General features: G+C 59.8%; 13 protein-coding genes. 4 read left to right on the top strand and 9 right to left on the bottom strand.

The window, feature by feature from the left end; genetic code table 11:
• Positions 1-2 precede the first annotated feature (2 nt).
• Positions 3-1241: an acyl-CoA dehydrogenase family protein gene (locus FB593_RS10570; RefSeq protein ID WP_145166539.1), complete on the top strand. Its 1239-nt coding sequence runs from the start codon at positions 3-5 to the stop codon at positions 1239-1241.
• Positions 1242-1260: 19 nt separating this feature from the next.
• Positions 1261-2232: a LysR substrate-binding domain-containing protein gene (locus tag FB593_RS10575; RefSeq protein WP_145166540.1), complete on the top strand. Its 972-nt coding sequence runs from the start codon at positions 1261-1263 to the stop codon at positions 2230-2232.
• A 16-nt stretch (positions 2233-2248) separates the two neighbouring features.
• Here FB593_RS10575 and FB593_RS10580 read toward each other — a convergent pair whose 3' ends face one another.
• The 8 genes from FB593_RS10580 to FB593_RS10615 form a co-directional block, all read right to left on the bottom strand.
• Positions 2249-3601 carry an LLM class flavin-dependent oxidoreductase gene (locus tag FB593_RS10580; protein ID WP_145166541.1) on the bottom strand — a complete coding sequence of 451 codons (1353 nt, stop codon included), beginning with the start codon at positions 3599-3601 and terminating at the stop codon, positions 2249-2251.
• Positions 3602-3656: 55 nt separating this feature from the next.
• Complete coding sequence (locus FB593_RS10585; RefSeq protein ID WP_145166542.1) at positions 3657-5252, bottom strand: ABC transporter substrate-binding protein; 1596 nt, start codon at positions 5250-5252, stop codon at positions 3657-3659.
• A 41-nt stretch (positions 5253-5293) separates the two neighbouring features.
• Positions 5294-5632 (bottom strand): DUF3088 domain-containing protein, encoded by a 339-nt coding sequence (locus FB593_RS10590; RefSeq protein WP_026330699.1) that lies wholly within the window; start codon positions 5630-5632, stop codon positions 5294-5296.
• Between the two features lie 296 nt (positions 5633-5928).
• The gene (locus FB593_RS10595) at positions 5929-7518 is read right to left on the bottom strand and encodes an ABC transporter substrate-binding protein (RefSeq protein WP_065687807.1); all 1590 of its coding nucleotides are present in this window, start codon (positions 7516-7518) and stop codon (positions 5929-5931) included.
• Between the two features lie 34 nt (positions 7519-7552).
• Positions 7553-8752 (bottom strand): M20 aminoacylase family protein, encoded by a 1200-nt coding sequence (locus FB593_RS10600; protein ID WP_145166543.1) that lies wholly within the window; start codon positions 8750-8752, stop codon positions 7553-7555.
• 93 nt (positions 8753-8845) lie between these two features.
• A complete protein-coding gene (locus FB593_RS10605; RefSeq protein WP_060642341.1) occupies positions 8846-10015 on the bottom strand; it encodes an LLM class flavin-dependent oxidoreductase in 1170 nt (389 codons plus the stop codon).
• A complete protein-coding gene (locus FB593_RS10610; RefSeq protein WP_060642342.1) occupies positions 10006-10902 on the bottom strand; it encodes an NmrA family NAD(P)-binding protein in 897 nt (298 codons plus the stop codon). The genes FB593_RS10605 and FB593_RS10610 overlap by 10 nt, the downstream gene beginning before the upstream one ends.
• Positions 10903-10909: 7 nt before the next feature.
• Positions 10910-11965 (bottom strand): ABC transporter substrate-binding protein, encoded by a 1056-nt coding sequence (locus tag FB593_RS10615; RefSeq protein ID WP_145166544.1) that lies wholly within the window; start codon positions 11963-11965, stop codon positions 10910-10912.
• 359 nt (positions 11966-12324) lie between these two features.
• Between FB593_RS10615 and FB593_RS10620 the strand changes: the two genes are divergently transcribed.
• On the top strand, positions 12325-13632 hold the full coding sequence (locus FB593_RS10620; protein WP_112153011.1) for an NtaA/DmoA family FMN-dependent monooxygenase: 1308 nt from the start codon (positions 12325-12327) through the stop codon (positions 13630-13632).
• A 61-nt stretch (positions 13633-13693) separates the two neighbouring features.
• On the opposite strand, the gene FB593_RS10625 is transcribed toward FB593_RS10620, so the two are convergent.
• On the bottom strand, positions 13694-14722 hold the full coding sequence (locus FB593_RS10625) for an LLM class flavin-dependent oxidoreductase (protein WP_145166545.1): 1029 nt from the start codon (positions 14720-14722) through the stop codon (positions 13694-13696).
• Between the two features lie 385 nt (positions 14723-15107).
• Here FB593_RS10625 and FB593_RS10630 point away from each other — a divergent pair, with 385 nt between their 5' ends.
• On the top strand, positions 15108-16256 hold the full coding sequence (locus FB593_RS10630) for a mandelate racemase family protein (protein WP_145166546.1): 1149 nt from the start codon (positions 15108-15110) through the stop codon (positions 16254-16256).
• Position 16257 lies beyond the last annotated feature (1 nt).

The following is a 16257-nucleotide window of genomic DNA, read 5'->3' on the forward strand; positions in this document are numbered from 1 at the left end:
CAATGTCCAATCCTAAAATACAGACCGCAACCACCGATAATTCCAGCGTGCCGAGCCGAGACGACATTCTGGCCCGCGCCAGGGACATTGCGGCTGTTGCCGCCAAGGATGCCGCTCGCCGTGAGCGTCAGCGGGAACTTCCCTTCGAAATCTTCGGCCTGATCAAAGAAGCCAAGATCGGCACGCTGCGCATCCCCGAGGCCAAAGGCGGGCCGGGAGGCTCGATTGCGGACTATATAGAAGTCCTGATGATCCTCGGGGAAGCCGACAGCAATATTCCGCACGCACTCCGCAGCCATTTCAATTTCACCGAAAACCTCGCTCTCACACCGATCGAGCTTGAGGATCGGCGGCACCTCGAAAATGTCCTCACGGGCAAGCTCTTCGCGGGCGCCAGCACGGAACAGGGGACCAAACGGCCCGGTGAAATCACCACGCGCCTCAGCGCCGATGGCGACCGTTATCGTCTGAACGGCCGCAAATGGTATGGGACCGGCACCGCCTTCGCAGATTTCGGCACCTTTAGCGCTGTCGGCGACGACGAACAGCCGATCGGCGTCCTCATTCCGCTTGATCGGCCCGGGATCACCATTCTCGACGACTGGGACAGCATGGGCCAGCGCATGACGGCAAGCGGCGGCGTTTTGCTTGAGAATGTCGAGGTGCTCCCGCATGAACTGACGACCCGCAAGCTCGGCAGCCAGATCGGGCGCCACAGCTCGGCCATGCGACAGTTGCATCTCGCTGCCTCTGCCTCCGGTGCCGTTCAGGGCGCACTCAACGACGGCATCGACTATGTTCTGCGCCAGGCGCGCACCACGCTCCACAGCAGCGCCGAAACCGCCAATCAGGACCCCTTTGTGCAGAAGATGCTCGGCGAGATCAGCGCCGGTGCCTTCGCCGTCAAGACGCTGATCCGCGAGGCGGCAAGAACGCTCGACAGGACCGCCGCCGCCTTTTCCAGCGGCGACGAAGAGGCGATAGAAGCGGCTTTGCTGGAAGGTTCTCTCGCCACCGCCCGTACCCAGATCATCGCATCGCAGCTTTCACTAACGGTCGCCACCAACCTTTACGAACTCGGCGGCGGATCGGCGACGTCCAGCGAGCGGAATTTCGACCGCCACTGGCGCAACATCCGCACGGTCTACAACCACAATCCGCTTGCCCACAAGGCGCGTGTCATCGGCGACTATTATCTCAACGGCACCACGACGCACCTCAGGGAAGGCCGGGTATTCTAGCGATAAAGGGAAAACGGCCATGAGAACGGAATTCATCCCTCCTTCGGTCGCAAGAGCGGCTTTCCGGTTGCCGACGCTTTCCCGGCTGCCGCCGCTGACGGCCCTGCGCGCATTTGTCGTGGCCGCTCGTCACGCCAGCTTCTCGCGGGCGGCGGAAGAACTGCATGTCTCGACTGCCGCAATCGGCCAGCAGGTGCGCATTCTGGAAACCCATCTCGGGCAAACACTCTTCAGCCGCCAGCGCGGCGAGCTGGTGCTGACCGAGGCCGGCAGCACGCTTTACCCCGGCCTTGCGGACGCTTTCGAGACGATGATCGGCAGCCTTTCCGATCTCATGGCCTCCGGCGGCCGGCGGCAGGTGAAGGTTCTGGCGGAAGGCTGTTTTGCGGCCCGATGGCTGGCGCCGCGGTTGGGAACCATCGTTCCAGCCCTTGGAGACGTAGATATCTCGATTGAATCTCTCGAGGGCGACGCCATCGACCTCACGCATTTCGATGCCGATTGCGCGATCGTCGCCACCCACGGACAAATCCCCGGTTTCATTCACGAACCGCTTTTTGCCGACACCGTCAGTGCCGTCTGCACCCCGGATTTTGCCACCCGCTACCAGCTTGGTGGTGAACCCGAGCGGCTTCGGGATATCTCTTTTGCGATGTTGCGCGGCAACGGCGCCGATGCTGCCTTCGAATGGGCAAACTGGATGCGGGCCTGCCGCATTCCGCTTCGGCTTTCCGCAGCAGGACCGCGCTTTTCGCGTCAGACCGCGCTGATAGAGGCACTCTTGTCCAGCCACGGCATCGGCCTTGCGCGCCACTCGCTCATTTCCGAAGAGCTTCGAACCGGCCGTCTGATCGCACCTTTCGGCGCACCTCAGCCGACCGCCAGCCGGTATCATCTTCTGACCAGTCCTGACAGGCGGCGGCTGCCGGAAATCGCATCTCTACTCGCCTTGTTGCGCGAGGATACACGCTCACTCGAAGCCGCCGCCTGAACACGCCCGTCCCACATCAGGCGCGTTCCCTTTGCAACTCCCCGGTCGTATGGATGTTTTCCGGCCGGGGCAGGCCGTAATGATCACGCAGCGTGTCGCCCTCGTAGTCCTCGCGGAACAGCCCGCGCTGTTTGAGGATCGGCACGACCTCGTCGACGAAAATATCGAACCCGCCATTCAGCCATGGCGGCATGATGTTGAAGCCGTCGGCAGCACCTTCACGGAACCAGGTCTCTATCCAGTCTGCCACCTGTTCCGGCGTTCCCGAAATCACCTTGTGCCCGCGCCCGCCGGCAAGCCGGTGCAACAATTGCCGGATCGTCGGATTTTCCCGGTCGATGACATCGAGAACCAATTGATGCCGGCTGCTATCCGCCTGCGCGCGCGTCGCTTCCACCGCCTCCTTCGGCAACGGCTGATCGAGATCGGCCGATGAGAGATCAATGCCTGTAATGCGCTGCAACTGCCCAAGCGAAAAGGCCGGCTGGATAAGATCGTTGAAACTCGCCTCGAGCTTTCGCGCCTCCTCTTCGGTGGAGGCGATGAAGGGGCTGATCCCCGGCAGGATTTTCACATGGGCGGGATTGCGCCCCGTGGCCGCCACGCGCCTCTTGATGTCGGAATAAAAAGACCGCGCACTCTCCAGAGTTTGATGCGCGGTAAAGATTGCCTCGGCATACCGGGCAGCAAAGCCACGGCCGTCCTCCGAAGAGCCGGCCTGCACATAGACCGGCCTGCCCTGCGGCGAGCGTGGCAGGTTGAGCGCGCCCCGCACCCGGTAGAACTCGCCCTCGTGACTGGCAGGATGGATGCGGTCGGTATCGGCGAAAAGACCGCTCTCCTTGTCGGCGACGATGGCATCGTCTTCCCAGCTGTCCCAGAGCTTTGTCACCACATCGACGAACTCAGTCGCCTGCCGGTAACGGTCGGCATGCGGCGGATGCTGCTGGAGATTGAAGTTTCCGGCCGCCGCATCGGCCGAGGTCGTCACGATGTTCCAGCCCACCCGGCCGCCGCTGATATGATCGACCGAGGCGAACAGCCGCGCGAGATTGTAGGGCTCGTAATAGGTGGTGGAGGCCGTAGCAATGAAGCCGATCTTTTCGGTGACGGCCGCCAAGGCCGCCAGCATGGTGATCGGTTCCAGCCGGTGCCGGGCGGCATAGCGGATATTGGCGTCCAGCACCGGCGCATCGGCAAAGAAAATGGCATCCAGCTTTGCCGCCTCGGCCTTGCGGGCGATATCCTGGTAGAGCCTTATATCCGTGACGCGCAGTGGCTCCGACTCGGGGTGGCGCCAGGCTGCTTCATGGTGCCCACCCGGATAGATGAACGCATTGAGGACCAGCTTCTCGGATTTTCTGCTCATGGCGATGAACCCTTTTCAACTTTGACGCGGCTTTAAACGAGAGGTGAGGATGCGCTTACGCCTCCTTCGTCACCCACGCTTTGGCGAGATTGCCGCTAAGACCCTCCGCCCCTGTCGCGTAATCCTTGATGCGGACGCTGCCGACGACCGGCTGGATTGGCGAAACGAGATTGATGACGGGAAGATCCTTGGCGACGACGGCCTGAAACTCCTTGAAGAAGGCTGCGCGCTTTTCGATATCCGGCTCCACCGCGGCCGCTTCCAGCAGCCGGTCCACTTCCGGATTGGCGTAGTGGCTGGCATTCGAAAACGGCAGGCCGATCTTGAAGTTCTTGCTCCAGTAGACACGCTGCACGCCGGCCGTCGGATCGAAGGTATTGGAGAGGGATTCGACTGAAAGGTCCCAGGCGCGATCGGTATAAACGACCTTCACATAGGTGCCGAAATCGAATTTCTGGATATCCGCCTCGATGCCGATCTTGGAAAGCGCCTGCGCTATGAAATCCGAATAGGTCTGCGGGTTGAACGGGTTGGTGGTGACGCGGAGCTTGAAACGCTTGCCGCCATCCTTGCGCGGGAAACCGGCCTCATCCAGCAATTTTTCCGCCTGCGCGACGTCGAATTTGGCAAAACCGATATCCGGATTGTGGAACTTCGCAAGGCCAGGGCTGATCGGCGTGGGCGATGGCACGGCGTAACCGTATAGCACGGTATCGATCAACGCCGGAACGTCGATCGCGTGGGCAATAGCCTGCCTCACCTTCAATTCCTTGAGATATTCGTTCTCAAGGTTGATGACGAGCTGGTTCTGCTGGCCGGCATAGGCGTAGATGCGGTCATCCACCTTCAGCGTCGGAATGGATTTCAGCCGTTCCAGATCGGCAAGCGCCACCGGGTTCGGGCCAATGTCGCCCTCTCCGGTTTCCAGCGCCGCCGCGCGAGCGCCCGCATCGTTGATGAGGCGAATGATGACGCGGTCGAGATAAGGACCTGACGCGTCCCAGTAGTCGGCATTCTTTTCCAGAAGAATATGGCTTCCCGGCACCCATTCCTTCAGGACGAAGGGACCGCTGCCGATGATCTGGGCGGGTTTTGGATTATCAGTCGGCTTGAAGGTCTCGAAGATGTGCTTTGGCACAACAGGCGATTCCGACGAGGCGAGCGCGGTTATCAATCCCGGCGCCGGCTTGGAAAGCTTCACCTTCGCAACCAGCGGATCGGAAGTATCGACGCTTTCAACATGCGAGAAAGTCGCCCGGCCGCGCGGATGGGCTTCCTTCAGCCGCAGGATCGAGAACTCCACATCTGCCGATGTCACCGGCTTGCCGTCATGGAACTTCGCATTCGGCTGCAGATGAAAGATATATTCCAGCCCGTCGGCGGAAACGCTCCATTCTTTGGCAAGGCTCGGCTTGGGCGAAAGTTCGTAATCGTACGTCAAAAGCCCGTCATAAATCTTCGATCCGATGAACTGCGGACCGCCCGCACTGGTATTGATTGCCACGAGCTGCGTCGGCTCGGGAAAATAGACGATCTTGAGCGTACCGCCCGAAACGGGCTCTTCAGCAGCAGCAAAAGAACCACCTGGAAGCGCCACGAAAGCGCCGGCGGCGAGTGCAATTTTATGAAACTGGCGTCTGGAAAAGGTCATGTCTATCTCCGATAAAAATCCGATGTGCGGGGTGCGGCATCTCAGTGCAGTTGCGGGAACCCGTGACGCTCGGCGAGGATTTGCAAAATGCGTTTCGTGTCCTGAATGAAGTGCGTGTCGCCTTTGGTCGTCGCATCGGCTGGTGCATCGCCGGTAAAGACGAACAGCGGCAACGACTGGTTTTCCTCACCCACGACGGCGATGACCGCTTCGCGCGGACGCTGAAAACCGACCCGGTGGATATCGATCCCGGCGGCAAGGTCCGGAAAGGCGGCAAGCAGGCCCTCGATCTGGTTACAATGCGGGCAGACGAACCGGACACCGGGGTGCTTGGGGTCTTCAAAACCGGGGGCGATCAAAAAAAGCGTATCCTTGGCCATGGCATCCATCGTGTGCGGGTGAGATTTCATGGACACAGTGCAGGCAGAGAAATCAGAGGTCCAGAAAGCTATTTTTCCCGCAAAACGAAGAATTCCTTCGCCCTAAATTATTGAAGAAATTGATTTTTTTAGAGTTCCGATAATTGGCATCACCGTTCCTGCCCGCCTGTTCCAAAGGCAACGTTTTTCCCGAAAAAGCCGTTATCCCGCGATAGTGAAAAAAGGCCGGAGGGCCGTTTTCAGCAATAAAAAACCCGGCAAAATTGCCGGGTTTTTTATTGCCATATGCAAAACGCTCACTCGTTCTTCCAGGCCGTCGACAGATCGCCATAGGCAATGTCGATGGTGGTGACGAGAGACTGCAGGCTGGTGTTGCGCAGAATGACGGTCGGCAGGGCGACGATAGAGAAATTCGGCAATTCGTCACCGGTGATTTTCTGGATATCGTGGAACTGCCCCGCCCGTTTCGTTTCATCCACTTCAATCGCAGCGGCGCGGAAAAGATCATCCACCCTCGGATTGTTGTAGTGGGCGGCGTTGACGTATGGCGCGGGTTTCTTGATGCCATCGGACCAGTAGAGCCGCTGCACGCCCGCTGTCGGATCAAACAACCGGCTGATGCCGTTCACCGTCAGGTCAAAACCGCGCTCCGTATAGACGCGCTTGATGAAGGTCGCGAGATCGCCTTCGACGATATCCACCTTCACGCCGAGCTTGCCGAAGGACGAGCGTAGATACTCGGAGGTTTTGCGGAAAACGTCGGAGGGCAGGAAGGCCAGCCGCAGCGAAAAACGCGTGCCATCCGCACCCCTCGGATACCCCGCCTTGTCCAGCAGCTCATTCGCTTTGGCCAGATCGAAGGGATAGGTAAAGGGCTTCTCGTCATTATAGGCGGTGAATACCGCTGGAATGTTCGAACCGGCGGGTTTCGCCGTGCCGAAAAAGATCGCGTCGTTGATGAAATTGCGGTCGATTGCATGTGCCAGCGCGTGCCGCACCTCCTTTTTCGCGAGGATCGGGTTCTCCAGATTGAACTCGAATATGGCGGCGTTATTGAGATAGGAGTCGGTATAGACCTCCACCGAAAGCTTGGGATTCTGCCGCAAACGCTCCAGATCGCTGTAGGAGACATCGGCGGTATAATCCGCCTCGCCCGTTTCCACCGAGATGGTGGTGGAGGCCGCGTCAGCGACGAACCGCGCCACGAAGCCATCGAGATAGGGAAGATCGGCCTGCCAGTAGTTCGGGTTCTTCCTGAGCTTCACATAGCTGCCGCGTTTCCATTCCTCAAACACAAAGGGGCCAGTGCCAACGGGCGCGTTGCCGTTCGGACTCTCATTGTAGTTTTCCGAAGCATAGGCATGGGCCGGCAAAATGGGCGTTTCGCCACCGGTCAGCGCCCGCAGAAGATAAGGCGCAGGTTTGGAAAGCACCACTACCGCCGTCAGCGGATCGGGCGTTTCGATATCGGCAACATTGGCGAAAGTGATACGGCCGCGTGGGCCCACCTTCTTGAAGGCAAGCAGGGAAAATTTCACATCCTGTGCGGTGAAATCCTTGCCATCATGCCATTTGACGCCCTTGCGCAGCTTGAAGGTGTAGCGCAGCCCGTCGGCGGAGGTTTCCCAGCTTTCGGCGAGAACCGGATGCGGCTTGAACTCGCTGTCGAAGCGTACCAACCCTTCCAGGATCTTGGTGGAAATCGCGCGTGTGCGCGTATTGGAATCGGAAAGCGGCACAAGCGTCGTCGGCTCACCGAGACCCGCAAGGGTAACAATACCGCCCTTTTTCGGCGTTTCCGCCGCCAGCACCGGCGCGGATGGCAGCAGCATGGCCGCACCTAGCGCAGCACTCAAAAGCAATGTCTTACGTCTTGTAATATCCATGGATGTTTCCTCTTGCAGGCTTGTTTTCAAATTTTCAGGCAGGCTTCAGCCGGGTTTCGACCAGCCGGGCAAACAAGGTGGCGCCGACCGGCAGGATGGCATCGTCGACAATGAAACCGGGATTATGGGCCGGCACGGTGCCGGAATGACCGAGGGTGAAAAACGCACCGGGCGCATGTTTCAGGAGATCAGCGAAATCCTCGCTGCCCATGAAGCGGCTGGGCTCGGTGGAAACGCGCTTGTCTCCGAGAACTTCGCGCGCCACCCCGGCCACAATCTCCACCGACGCGTCGTCATTGGTCAGAACCGAGAATATGTCGCGAATATCCACCTCGGCGGTGAGCCCATAAGCGGCGGCAATGTGATCGGAAATCGTGCGGATTCGGCCCCTTATGGTCTCGCGCACGCTGTCGGAGAAGGCCCGCACCGTGCCTGCAATCGAGGCCGTTTCGGGGATGACGTTATAGGCAGATCCCGCCTCGATACGGGTGATCGACAAGACGGCCGGATCGGTCGGCGGCACATTGCGGCTGACGATGGTCTGCAATGCCTGGATGAGTTCACCCGTCGCCGGCACCGGATCACGCGAGACATCCGGGTGAGCCGCATGCGCGCCCCTGCCCTTCAGCCGGATATCGAAGAAATCGGCGCCTGCCAGAATGGTACCGGGCGAAACCTTCAGATGGTTGGGTGCTGCATGGGAGGAATTGTGCAGCCCGTAAATTTCATCGACGGGGAAATCCTTGAACAACCCATCGGCGATCATGGCGCGTGCGCCACCCAGTCCTTCTTCGGCGGGCTGGAAAATGAAAATCACCGTGCCGGCGAAATCACGGGTTTCCGCCAGATAACGGGCGGTGCCAAGCAATATGGTGGTGTGCACATCATGCCCGCAGCCGTGGAACTTACCGGGATAGACCGATGCATAAGGCAGCCCTGTTTCTTCCGGCATCGGCAGGGCATCCATATCCGCCCTCAACCCGATTGAACGGTTGCCAGCATGACGGCCACGCAGCACGCCGACCACGCCGGTCTTGCCATAACCGCGATGCACCTCGATGCCCCAGGAGGTGAGCTTCTCGGCGACTATGCCGGAGGTGCGCACCTCTTCGAAACCGATTTCCGGATGCTGGTGCAGATCGTGGCGGATGGAGACGAGTTCGGGAACATAGGTCCCGATCCGGTCTATGACTTTCGGCGCGGGCGTTTTGACGGGATCGACGGCAATATTCACGGTATCTCCTCAGGGCAAAAAAGATCGTTCTCGCAATCTCTGTGATTGCGAAGTGCTAAGCTTCAGAACTGGAAATCTGAGGCGGGAGAGGCGTCAGAGCCTCAGGCCAGCCTCCTTCATCAAGGGCAGAATGCGCTCAGCGAAATATTCGAGATCTTCGCGGAAATCGTAGAAATTCAGCTGCACGCCATCGATGCCAGCCTTTTTCAAGCCGACAAGCTGCTCGACCACCTGCTCCGGCGAGCCGATGATTTCGATATTGCCGCCGAGATTGCGCCCCTGCTTGTGGCGTGCATCGCCGCGACCCCGCCAGGCATGGGCGTCGCTGTCGTAATTGTTGGTCGCAAAGGCACGGGTGCCGGGCTGCGGTTTTCCCGCCTCGATGGCGTCGGCATAGGCGATCGCTTGCCTCTCCGTATCGCGGCTGACGATGATCGGATTGATGAGCGTCTTCACATGACGGCCATAGGCCCTGGCGCGGTTCTTGATGGTGGCGATATGATCGGGAAGCGTTTCCAGCGCGCTGTCGATATGCGCGCCGCCGGGCGAGGTAACGAAAACCAGATCGGAATGGCGGGCGGCGAAATCGATACCGGCCGGCGAGCCGGTCGCCGTCACCAGCGGCGGGCGGCCAAAGGCGGGCTTTGGCGTTATCCAGCCGTTGTTGATGGCCCAGGGGTTAAGCTTGCCCTCATAGGAGAAGTTTTCGGTTTCTCCCCACAGGCGATGCAGCACATCGAACAACTCCCCCGCCATGTCGTAGCGCTTGTCATGGTCGATCCGCTGCCAGCCGAACATTTCATGCTCGATGGCGCGATGGCCGGTGACGATGTTGATGCCCCATCGTCCCCTGGCGATATGATCCAGCGTCGCGCCATATTTGGCGAGATGGAGCGGATGCAGGGGACCGTAAAGCACATGAATAGTGGAGATCAGAAGAATGCTCTTGGTGACCGCCGCCATGGCGCCCAGCGCAATGAAACTGTCGAGCGAGGATTCGCCGTCATAACCGCCCTTGGGCAGCCATTGCGTGCGGCTGAAGGCTATTTCGAAACCAAGCTCCTCCGCGCGCTTCACCAGCTCCGCATTGTAGTCGAAGGTCCAGCTATTACTGGTTGGCAGGCTGGAGAAGTTGATGTCCTGCAGATTGAGGAACAGCCCCAGCATCAGTGGCTGCTTCACCGCGCGGCTGAGCGGGCTGTCTTCGAAATCAGTGGGGCTTTTCAGTTCGGGACCTTCAGGCAGTGAAACAGTCAGCGCCATGTCTTTTCTCCCTCGGAATGATTACCCTGCGGGGTGGTCGCTGCCAGCCGGGCGCGCAAATAGGCCTCCACGCTGCGGGGCTGCCGACCGGTAATCCGCTCGATGTTGTCGTTGACGGAGGCCGCGAGGCCCTCGCGGATGAGTTGGCCGAATTCACCAATCGCCTTCTGTTCGAACGCTCCGATATGCGGCGGAAAAACGGAAGCGGAATGATGCGATATCCCCACGGGGCGATGCAGGATACGGGCCGCGATGCGGGCGATTTCCAGTGCCGTCAAGGCTTCACCGCCGGTTAGCGCCAAGGCGCAGGAAACAGACGTGCTCGAAGTCAATGCATGAACCGCCACATCGGCTATATCGTCGGCATCAATGAAGGAAACGGCTGCATCGCCGAAACGGGCGGGCACATCCTCCCCCTGGCGTAGTGCTGCGACGACGGGTTCCAGCGCCACCTGCATCCAGGCATTCGGCCGCAGCATCGTATGCGCAATGCCGCTCCCGGCCAGATGTTTTTCGACCTCGGCATGGGCGGCACCCGAGACGGAGCGTGCGGCATTGGCGATGGTCCAGTCGGAACCGGATATTTTCACGATCCGCGATACGCTGGCGGAGAGAGCGGCATCGATGACCGCTTTCTGGTCCGCCGCCAGCGTTTCACCGATTGGGGAAAGCAGGAACACCGTGTCTGTTGCGCGTGAGGCCTCTTTCAGGCTGGCCGGATCGGAGAAATTCCCCTCCGAAATATCCACCCTGTCGCCCCAGAGCTTGAGCGCGTCCTCACCCCGGCGGGTCAGCACCCTAACCTTCGCCTCTTTTTGCAAAAGGCGGCTGACGACGCGTTGGCCGAGCTTGCCGGTTGCACCCGTTACAAGAATGGTTGCTGTCATGACGCCCTCACTTCGCCGCAGCCTGTTGAATTAAAGAAAGGGCGCGCGGATCGGCCCAGTCGTTCACATCGAAATCGTCAGGGATGAATTTCCATTCCAGCAGGAAATCCTTGAAGTGGCTGAGCGCATCCAGCTCCGCCGGATCGAGATCGAGCCTCAGGTTACGGTACACATCCGCCCCGTTGGCGGCGATAACCGCTTCCTCACTGACACCGATCTCGCGGGCGATGAAACGCACCGCTTCCGCCGGATTGTCGTTCGCCCAGCCGGCAACCCGCTGTACCGTGGCCACGAGGTCGGCGACGAGATCGGGCCTCTCATCGGCAAAGGTGGCATCCACGGTCAAAGGACGTGGCGTGCCGTTATTGATACGGATTTTCGGATCGGGGTGAAACCCGGTCGACACGACGACGTGCGCGCCAATGAGATTGGCGACGGTGACGCCCTCCGCTCCTTTGACAAAAAACGCATCGATCTTTCCGCGATGCAATGCCGCGATCTCCTCCCCATAGGGCAGCCGTCGGCGCAGGCCATGGAACCTGTCGTCAGCCGGTCCGAGCAGCACCGGCTCGGTTGCGGTGAGATCGACCAGCTCGACCTCCGCCACGGAAAGGCCGGAGACGGTCAGTGCCGACACGATGCCCTTGAGCGATGTGGCGCGCTGGAAGTCGATGGTTTCGTTCGGTCGTTTCGGCAGCCCGATGCGCCGGCCCTTCAGCTCGCCGCCCTTTGTTATACCACTGGCTGGCAGCGCTATGACCGCCTGAAACTCGTCGGTCCTGGTCAAACCGACAAGACGCGTCTGGCGTCCGCCGGATTTTGCCCAGATAGGCGGAATATTACCGCCCTGACGGAAGGACCAGTCCAGACGGTGATCGAAATGGCTTTGGCGAATGGCCGGATCCGCCGCATCGCGAATGGAAGAAACAGTAATGCCGTGGCCGGCGAAACTCTCCTCGATCCAGCCAAGCTGCGCCGCGATGGAAAGCGGCGTTGGCGCCGGGCAGCGCGTGTACCAGACGGTTTCAGGGTGGGTTATCTGGCGAAGGGCCGCATCAGCCATGGCGTTCGTCCTCTCAATTGCGATCTCTACGACACGCTACACGCCATAAAATATTTTCTATAGATAAGGTGTACTATTTGAGAGGCCATTGAGGAAATTCGTTTCCATATCAGCATGGCTTCGTGCTTTCGGTAAAATATCCTTTCGGAAACGGCGTCATTCTCGAGCGATACTTCGGCGGAGAGCGGCACTCGACGTGAACCTCTCCTTGGGAGCGTCGGCCATGGCTCGGAAGTTTTTCTTCTCCTGACAGCAAGGATTTTTAACTCGCGACCGGAACCCCGGCTGTTACGCTTCCCCGCAATTGTGCCGGACCCGCAAGCCGGCAATCCAACAGACCTGAAAGAAAAAGTGGCAGCATGAGCACGAACAAACGCCGGCTCAATCTCAATGTCGGCATCAATACCACCGGATACCTCGCCAATGCCTGGAAATACAGGAGCGGAGACTGGCACGATATCAACGATATCGGCTATTACCGGCGACTGACGGAACTGGCTCACAAAGGCCGGTTCGACGCCGTTTTCCTTTCGGATCACCCGGCATTGCTGACCGACCCGACAAGCCGGCCATTTCACACCATCGATCCGCTCATCCTTTCCACATCGCTTGCCGCACAGGTGCCGGACATCGGGTTCGTGGCGACGGTGTCCTCCACCTATAACTCGCCCTATAATTTTGCGAGACGAACGCAATCCATCGATATCGTCACGGGCGGCCGGTTGATCGTCAACATCGTCTCCTCCTTCAATCCGAACGTCGCCGCCAATTTCGGCAACGACCCGCTGCCGCCGCGCAATGAGCGATATGCCAAGGCCACGGAATTTCTCGATGTCGCGAAAAAGCTCTGGTCGAGCTGGGATCCGCGCCGCGAAGGCGAGATACCGGAAGACCGCTTCTGGGATGCGGCGACGGCTGAGACGATCAATCACGAGGGGCAATATTTCCATGTCAAAGGCCCGCTCAACGTCCCTCGTGGACCGCAGGGGCACCCCGTCATCGCTCAGGCGGGCGCTTCCGAGGGCGGCATCGATCTGGCGGCACGTCACGGCGAGATTATCTATTGCAACATATTGTCCCGTCCCGCCGGCCAGGCCTTTGGCAAAAAGGTCCGTGACCGCGCAGTGTCTTTCGGCCGCGATCCCTCCGGCATCCGCATCGTTCCCGGCCTCGTCGTCATTCTCGGCGAGACGCGCGAGGAAGCGCTGCGCAAACACGAACTCTACAGCGGAACCGGCTCGGAAGACGGTCTTCTGGCACGCTTCGCCAAGGAAAACGGTATCGATCCCCGCGATTTCGATCCCGACGCGAAACTGGATGGCGAGCGCTTCATTCCCGACCAGAACCGCCAATGGGCTGTCGGCATGGGGCTTGGCCTTTCCGAACTGCTGACCCATGAAAAGCTCACCGCCCGCGAGGCCGTGCGGCGCTCGGAGGGGCATCACCGACTGCTGCTCGGCACAGCGGAAGAGGTGGCGGACGGTATCATCGATCTCTGGCAGGACGGAACGGTTGACGGCTACACATTGCAGCCGCCTCGTGCCCCTGACGATATCGCCGAATTCGTCGAACAAGTCGTGCCGGTGCTGCAAGACCGCGGCGTTTATCCGCGCGAATACGAAGGCACGACCATACGCGAGAGATACGGCCTGCCTCAACCGGACTGACGCTGTTCGCCTCGTTCGCCATTCCCACGCTCGGCGCAGGAATGGCGGCGTTGTGAACGCGCTATTGAGCTGTCGCCACTTTCAAAACCGGCCTTTCGCCGGAAAGCTGCGGCACGACGGACGCGAAATCGGTCACGATCTGGCGATAATCTTCCGGCTGGAATTCATAGGGCAGTTCCAGACGGAATTCCGACACATGCGGCAAAACGGGATCGCGCGACAATCTTTCCAGAATTTCATCCGTCGTCCCGACAATATCAGGCAGAAAAAGCGTGCGGCGCGCACCATGCGGCGTATGCGTGCGCTTGTCGCGCTCGGCCGCAAACTCCGCATAACGGCGGCGTGTCGCCGGGCTGGCACTGTCCGTCGGTAAAATCACGCGGCCAAGGGCGACGCGCGGCTGGCGCTCATGCGCCCATTCCTGCCGGAACCGGGCAACGAGGGCCGCCTGCGCCGTCAGAAAATCATCGGTATTTTCACCGCTGACGATATTGCCGGTCAGCAGATTGAATCCCGCCTTCCCCGCCCAGCGCGCGGAATTCTGCGATCCGCCGCCATACCACAGCCGGCCGGTCAACCCCTTGGCGAAGGGCCGAAGGCGCGGCACCTGCGCGCCCGCTGCATTGCCAGCCTCCGTTTCGCTGGACAGCGGTTCTGATCTCAAGGCCCTGGCGAGCTTCTCGGCGCGGGCATGGCTGTAATCCGCATCGGGCGCCGTATCAACATAATCCGAAATCAGATGGGCGAAGGGCGGCGCGCCGACAGAGACGCCGACATTCAACCGTCCGTGTGACAGCACATCCACGGTGGCGAGATCTTCCGCCAGCCTGAAAGGGTTTTCATAACCCAGTTGAATGACGGCGGTGCCGAGGCCAATCCGCTTGGTGCGCTGCGACGCCGCCGCGAGAAAGGTGGCGGCCGAGGACACGCCGCGTTCCAGATGGCGGTGGCGGACCCAGGCGCTATTATAACCCAGCGCCTCGCCGGCTTCGAAAAGCTGCAGAGTTTCCTCCAGCCCCTGCGCAGGATCATCATCGTGATAGTTGCCGGGAACCAGAAAAGCAAAATGCGAGATATGGGAAATAGGCATGGTGTGCATCCGGGAATGTTTGTTGAGGCATGATGAAGCTCAGACAGCGCAGGTGCGGCCATCATCCTGTACCGCGCATACCCAAGCAGAATGCACGATGACCGGCATCGCTGGCGCGGCATGGTCTTTTATAGTCCCGGCGATTTTTGAAAGATCGTTGCGCGATTCAGTAGTCTACTAAAATTATAGATTAACGCTCAAGGAGCGGTCGCTTTGTCCCCTCTCCATCCTTTTAAATACGCCGACGTATCGAGCGCCGCGCGAATGCCCTTGATTTTCCTCCCCAACATGTAATACAGATTATCATACATGTTGACAAATAATGCATACATGTATGACATTGCAGCCACCACGAACGCTGCGATACCTGCATGAGGGAGGAATTATGATCATCACCGACGTCGAGGTCCGTGTTTTCCGCACGACGACCCGTCGGCACTCGGACAGTGCCGGTCACGCACATCCGGGTCCGGCGCATCAGGTGGAACAGGCCATGCTGACCATCCGCACGGAAGACGGGCAAGAAGGCCATTCCTTCACAGCGCCGGAAATCGTTCGCCCGCATGTCATCGAAAAATTCGTCAAGAAGGTGCTGATCGGCGAGGATCATCGCGACCGGGAACGCCTTTGGCAGGACCTTGCTCACTGGCAACGCGGCTCGGCGGCGCAGCTGACGGACCGCACGCTGGCGGTGGTGGACTGCGCGCTCTGGGACCTTGCCGGTCGCAGCCTCGGACAACCTGTATACAAGTTGATCGGCGGTTATCGCGACAAGGTGCTCGCCTATGGCTCGATCATGTGCGGGGACGAGCTGGAAGGAGGCCTTGCAACGCCTGAAGACTACGGCCGGTTCGCCGAAACGCTGGTGAAGCGCGGGTACAAGGGCATCAAGCTTCACACCTGGATGCCGCCCGTCAGCTGGGCGCCGGATGTGAAGATGGACCTCAAGGCCTGCGCGGCCGTGCGCGAGGCGGTCGGGCCCGATATTCGCCTGATGATCGACGCCTTTCACTGGTATTCCCGCACCGATGCGCTGGCATTGGGACGTGGCCTTGAAAAGCTCGGCTTCGACTGGATCGAGGAGCCGATGGATGAGCAGTCGCTCTCCTCCTACAAGTGGCTCGCCGACAATCTCGATATTCCCGTCGTCGGCCCGGAAAGTGCAGCTGGCAAGCACTGGCACCGCGCAGAATGGGTCAAGGCCGGCGCCTGCGATATTCTTCGCACCGGCGTCAACGATGTCGGCGGCATCACGCCGGCGCTCAAGACCATGCATCTGGCCGAAGCCTTCGGTATGGAATGCGAGGTGCATGGCAATACGGCCATGAACCTGCATGTGGTCGCCGCCACCAAGAATTGCCGCTGGTACGAGCGCGGCCTCCTGCATCCCTTCCTCGAATATGATGACGGCCACGACTATCTGAAGTCTTTGTCCGACCCGATGGACCGCGATGGGTTCGTTCACGTTCCCGACCGGCCGGGCCTTGGCGAGGATATCGATTTCGATTTCATCGACAACAACCGGGTGAGATAAG

It is taken from the genome of Rhizobium sp. SJZ105 (genome assembly GCF_007828365.1).
GTDB lineage: Bacteria > Pseudomonadota > Alphaproteobacteria > Rhizobiales > Rhizobiaceae > Agrobacterium > Agrobacterium tumefaciens.

Bases quoted from the DNA above. Each gene is read 5' to 3' on its own strand.
- FB593_RS10615 (WP_145166544.1), bottom strand. From the start codon at position 11,965: ATGGCTGATGCGGCCCTTCGCCAGATAACCCACCCTGAAACCGTCTGG.
- FB593_RS10630 (WP_145166546.1), top strand. From the start codon at position 15,108: ATGATCATCACCGACGTCGAGGTCCGTGTTTTCCGCACGACGACCCGT.
- FB593_RS10575 (WP_145166540.1), top strand. From the start codon at position 1,261: ATGAGAACGGAATTCATCCCTCCTTCGGTCGCAAGAGCGGCTTTCCGG.
- FB593_RS10605 (WP_060642341.1), bottom strand. From the start codon at position 10,015: ATGGCGCTGACTGTTTCACTGCCTGAAGGTCCCGAACTGAAAAGCCCC.
- FB593_RS10580 (WP_145166541.1), bottom strand. From the start codon at position 3,601: ATGAGCAGAAAATCCGAGAAGCTGGTCCTCAATGCGTTCATCTATCCG.
- FB593_RS10620 (WP_112153011.1), top strand. From the start codon at position 12,325: ATGAGCACGAACAAACGCCGGCTCAATCTCAATGTCGGCATCAATACC.
- FB593_RS10610 (WP_060642342.1), bottom strand. From the start codon at position 10,902: ATGACAGCAACCATTCTTGTAACGGGTGCAACCGGCAAGCTCGGCCAA.
- FB593_RS10625 (WP_145166545.1), bottom strand. From the start codon at position 14,722: ATGCCTATTTCCCATATCTCGCATTTTGCTTTTCTGGTTCCCGGCAAC.
- FB593_RS10595 (WP_065687807.1), bottom strand. From the start codon at position 7,518: ATGGATATTACAAGACGTAAGACATTGCTTTTGAGTGCTGCGCTAGGT.
- FB593_RS10570 (WP_145166539.1), top strand. From the start codon at position 3: ATGTCCAATCCTAAAATACAGACCGCAACCACCGATAATTCCAGCGTG.
- FB593_RS10585 (WP_145166542.1), bottom strand. From the start codon at position 5,252: ATGACCTTTTCCAGACGCCAGTTTCATAAAATTGCACTCGCCGCCGGC.
- FB593_RS10590 (WP_026330699.1), bottom strand. From the start codon at position 5,632: ATGGCCAAGGATACGCTTTTTTTGATCGCCCCCGGTTTTGAAGACCCC.